This is a genomic window from Mesorhizobium sp. M1E.F.Ca.ET.041.01.1.1, assembly GCF_003997355.1.
Lineage (GTDB): Bacteria > Pseudomonadota > Alphaproteobacteria > Rhizobiales > Rhizobiaceae > Mesorhizobium.
Map to the genome: position 1 here is coordinate 1 of NZ_RZSL01000497.1, position 4,582 is coordinate 4,582.

Here is a 4,582-nt window from a genome sequence, read left to right on the forward strand (position 1 = left end):
TCGGCAAACATCGAGGCCGGCGCATCGAGACTCACCCGCATGCGCGCCCGTTTCTCGGCGGCGGACAGGCTGGTGACCTTGCCGTCGGCCGGCAGGTCGTCCGGTTTCGACTCCTTGGCCTTGCCGCCGCCGATCGTCGGCAGGTAGCCGAGGAACTTCAGGCCGACGCGGTCGCGAATGTCCTCGCCGGTGCGGAAGAAGCGCTCGTTGAATTCATTGAGGCCGCCGAAGCCGGCGCCGAGCATAAGGCCAAGCACCAATGAGAGCGCCAGCACCCTGATGGTGCGCGGGCTCGACGCGGCAAGCGGCATGTTCGCGTCCGAGATGATGCGCACCTTGCCGACGGGGAAGGACTGCTGCTGCGAGGCTTCCTGATAGCGGCCGAGGAAGGTCTGGTAGAGCGTGGAGAGCGCCTGCGCCTGCTGGTCGAGTTCTCTCAGCCTCACCTGCGATTCGTTGTCGGCCGAGCTCTGGCCGGCAGCGGTCGTGATCTTCTGCCTGAGCTCGGCCTCGCGCGCCTGCGCCACTTGGAAGTCGTTGCGATAGCTTTCGGTGATCTGCTTCAACTGCCCGAAGATCTGCGCCGACACATCGGCCTTTTCCTTGGTGAGCGCCACCGCCTGGGGGTGGTCCTTGCCGAAATTCGCCTCGACATCCTGCAGCCGCTTGGAGACGGCGAGATAACGGGTCTTGAGCCCGATGATGACCGAGCTGCTCGGCTGATCAGATGCGATCGCCGAATCGTTGAAGGCATTCTCGGAGCCGCTGTCGACGATCGCCTTGTACTGCTGGTAGCGGGCGCTGGCGCGCGCGGTATCGGCCTGCGCGATGATGAGCTGGGCGTTGAGGTCGGAAAGCTGCTTGCCGCTGATCAACTGGCCGTCGCTGTTTGCGGACAGACCGTGCTCGGCCCTGAATTTCTCGACCTCCATGGCGGCCTGCTGCGAGCTTTGACGAAGCTCGGTCAGCCTGCCCTGCAGCCAGACAGCCGCGCGCTCGGTGGCGTCGAAGCTGGCATTGAGCTGATCGGCGAGATAGGCCTCGGCATAGGCCTTGGTGATGGCCGTCGCGAGGGCCGGATCCGTCGACTGATAACCCAGGGTGATGACGTTGCTGCGGCCGACGCGATCCGCCATCAAGTCGGTCTGCAGCTTGAGGACCGCATAGTCGTGACGGGCGGCGGTGATCATCGCCTGGCGCGTCGCGGCGTCGACATTCTGGATCCCGGGGATGTCATCCGTGCTCGAGCCGCCGCGAAAATAGGAAACCACGCCGCGCAGGAAACCGATGCCCTTGGCAAGGGCCGATTGCGGCGGATACATGAACTCGTCGTTCTGGTCGAGCTTCAGCTTGTCGACGACCACCGACGCCAGCCGCGCCGAGTTGAGAATTTCTATCTGGCTGAGGATGGTCGCGTCCGTCTGCTGCGTGGCGTTGGCCGCCGAAATGTCGTCCACGACCTTGTTCAGGCCCTCGTCGATCAGCACGCTCGAGACGGACGTGAATTGCTTGGGCGTGGTCTGCAGGTAGATGACGCCCAGGAACAGGCCGATGATGGCGCAGACCGCCACTACCTTGGCCTGCCGGGCCGCCATGCCAAGCAGACGCTCGACGTCGATGAAGTCTTCACCCTTTTCCGCTTCGGCGTTGGGCAATGGCATCCTCTTGTCGAGAGGAAAGTTGGCATAATTCATCTTCGGTCCAATTCCAGGTTGCAGGCGCTACCGGCCTTCGAAGAGTGGCGTCGTTACCAGAAAAGACCACGCAACATTCGTGCCACGGGGCGCCTGGCCAAGAAGGCCAAGCGCTTGCGGCGATGTCGCGCCATCGCGATTTCGCATATGCACCCAAAATTTGGGCATTATGCGGCCACTTCCCGGCGCTCGTGCGACCGGACGAATTGCTGCAGCATTTCGAAGACTGGTCCTTTCATGTCATCGCGCGCCAGAGCAAAGGCGATGGTGGCCTCGATGAAGCCTTCCTTTGAGCCGCAGTCGAACATGCGGCCGTTGAAGGGCTGGGCGTAGAACGGCTGGCTCTCGGCCAGGCGAACCATGGCGTCGGTGAGCTGGATTTCGTTGCCGGCGCCGCGCTGCTGGGTGCCGAGCAGGGAGAATATCTCAGGCTGCAGGATGTAGCGGCCGTTGATGTAGAAGTTCGACGGCGCTTTGGCGGGGGCCGGCTTCTCGACCATGGCGGTCACTTCGAAGCCTGAGGCCACCTCGGCGCCGCGGCCGACGATGCCGTATTTGCCGGTTTCCGAAGGATCGCAACGCTCGACGGCGATGACGTTGCCGCCGGTCCGCTGATAGAGGTCGACGGTTTCGGCGAGGCAGCCCGGCGTCCCGAAGGACACCATGTCGGGGAGCAGCAGGGCGAAGGGCTCGTTGCCGATCACATCGCGCGCGCACCATACGGCGTGGCCGAGGCCATGCGGCGACTGCTGGCGGATGAAGCTGGTGGCGCCGGCCACCGGAAGCAGGCTTTCCAGCGACTGGAGCTGCGCCTTCTTGCCGGTCTGCTCAAGCGTTCCGATCAGTTCAGGATGGAGGTCGAAATAGTCCTCGATGACCGCCTTGTTGCGTCCGGTGACGAAGACGATGTGCTCGATGCCGGCCTCGAACGCCTCGTCCACGGCATATTGCACGACAGGCTTGTCGACGACGGGCAGCATTTCCTTCGGCATTGACTTGGTCGCCGGCAGGAACCGCGTTCCGAGCCCCGCCACCGGTATGACTGCCTTCCTGACTTTCTGCATCGCTTATTCCTTCTGAGGAGATCGATTTCAAACCTATCGCCGGCTATGAAAATTCATTCCATCCGCCCGCATGCTTACCTCCCCGTCCCCACGGCAAACTGTGCCGCAACCCTTCTCAGCCGAACCGCGATCGGCATCGACATATGCCTGACCGCGGCCGGATCGCTGAGCGCAGTGCGTATCGCCTTGAGCGGCGCACGCGCCTTGATGTGCTGGACCAATGACAGGAACGACGCCGCCTTGCGCAGGCTGCGGCCGCGCCTTGCGAAGGCCATTCTTGCGCTGTCATCCATGACGTGCGCCGCGGCGAAGGCGGCATCGGCTTCAGCCATCGCCTCGACATGATGCAGTTCGAGCACGCGTGAGATCGAGCCGGTGCGGATGTGGTAGACATAACCGGTGGTCGGCTCGACCACGCAGCGGCCGCCCCTGGCCAGGGCGCTCGCCAAAAGAATGTAGTCCTCGCCGATGCGCAGCTTCTCGTCGTAGCGAAGCTGGTTTTCGTCCAGGAAACGACGCCGGAAGATCGGCTTCAGATAGCCGAGGTTGAAGCGCGACTCGAAGACCACGTTGCCGGCGATATAGTCGGCAAGCGAGATCTCGCGCAGCGCCTCGAGATAGGCGGTCGGGAACATGATGTCGTCGGGCGTGCCGTCCTCGCGCACGACCTGGACATTGTCGACGGCGATCTCCGCGCCTGCCATTTCCGCCCGCGCGATCATCGCCGCCAGCCTGCCGGGCAGGACGGCGTCGTCGGAATCGAGCACCGCCACCCAGCGGCCGATGGCCCGATCGAGCCCGGCATTCCTGGCGCCGCCAGGGCCCCGGTTGGCCGGCAGCGCGACAACCTTCACGACGTCTTCGGGATAGGCGCGCGCGACATCGAGCGTGCGGTCGCTCGAGCGGTCGTCGACGACGATGATCTCGACGGAGACATCGCGCTGCGCCATCGCGCCGGCGATCGCACGGTCCAGGGTCGCCTCGGCGTTGTAAGCGGCGATGACGAAGCTGACGTCAGGCTGCACGCTTGTCCCCTTCCTGCGGTGTGAGGCCGTATTGGCGGATTTCGCGAACGCCGACCAAACCGCTGACGACGCCGACATGCATAATGCCGCGCAGCACGCTGCGGTTCCGTCGCACAGGGCTCACCGCCGTCAACAGCGCCATGCCGAAGCAATAGGCCGCCTTGGTGGAAGCGAGGCCGACCTGACCGATGCGGCGCACGCCGCCGGCGTTGCGTCCGATGAGGTGGCCATGCGTCTGTCCGAAGCGGAAGCGGCGGCGGCGCAGCCAGTCGAAGGCCGCCCTGGAACGCGGCACCACCTCGTCGACAAAGGCCTTCGGGGCAAAGGCGATGCGCCCGCCGGCCTTGGCCATATGATCGAAGAACTCGGTGTCCTCGCCGCCGGTCTGGCCGCGCGCCAAGCTGAAGCGCCGGCTGCGCAGGCTCTCCTCGGTCATGCTGAGCAGGACGTTGCAGGTGTAGCCGGTGCGGATCTCGCCGCGCACCCAGACGGGAAGTGTCGAATGGAAATCGCCCTTGCGCATCCAGTCCGGCGCATCCGGACGATAGCTTGCGCGAACCGGTCCGAGCACGGCCGTCGCGCCGGTCGCCTCCGCGGTTGCGACAAGTTCGACGAGCCAATCGCGCGAAGCCGTCTCGTCGTCGTCGATGAAGGCCACGAAGTCCGACACGCTGGCATCGAGGCAGGCGTTGCGGGCGATCGAGATGTTGCGCGCCGGCGCGTGGCGATAGCGGATCGGCAGCTTCAGCTCCTGCGCCAAGGCCTTCACCAGCGACTGCGCGCTCGGCTCATCGTCATT

General features: G+C 64.6%; 4 protein-coding genes. All 4 read right to left on the reverse strand.

Annotation, left to right across the window (positions count from 1 at the left end; genetic code table 11):
* The coding region (locus tag EOA38_RS28685) for a GNVR domain-containing protein (protein ID WP_127300815.1) at window positions 1-1,694 on the reverse strand (1,694 nt) is incomplete at its 3' end.
* Window positions 1,695-1,861: 167 nt separating this feature from the next.
* Window positions 1,862-2,758 carry a UTP--glucose-1-phosphate uridylyltransferase GalU gene (gene galU / locus EOA38_RS28690; protein ID WP_127300816.1) on the reverse strand — a complete coding sequence of 299 codons (897 nt, stop codon included), beginning with the start codon at window positions 2,756-2,758 and terminating at the stop codon, window positions 1,862-1,864.
* 74 nt (window positions 2,759-2,832) lie between these two features.
* A complete protein-coding gene (locus tag EOA38_RS28695) occupies window positions 2,833-3,783 on the reverse strand; it encodes a glycosyltransferase family 2 protein (protein WP_245480940.1) in 951 nt (316 codons plus the stop codon).
* Window positions 3,773-4,582: glycosyltransferase family 2 protein (locus tag EOA38_RS28700; protein ID WP_145966101.1), on the reverse strand; the 810-nt coding region annotated here is incomplete at its 5' end. The genes EOA38_RS28695 and EOA38_RS28700, both read right to left, overlap by 11 nt.

Coding starts and splice junctions, on each gene's coding strand:
- galU (WP_127300816.1), bottom strand. CDS start 2,758: ATGCAGAAAGTCAGGAAGGCAGTCATACCGGTGGCGGGGCTCGGAACG.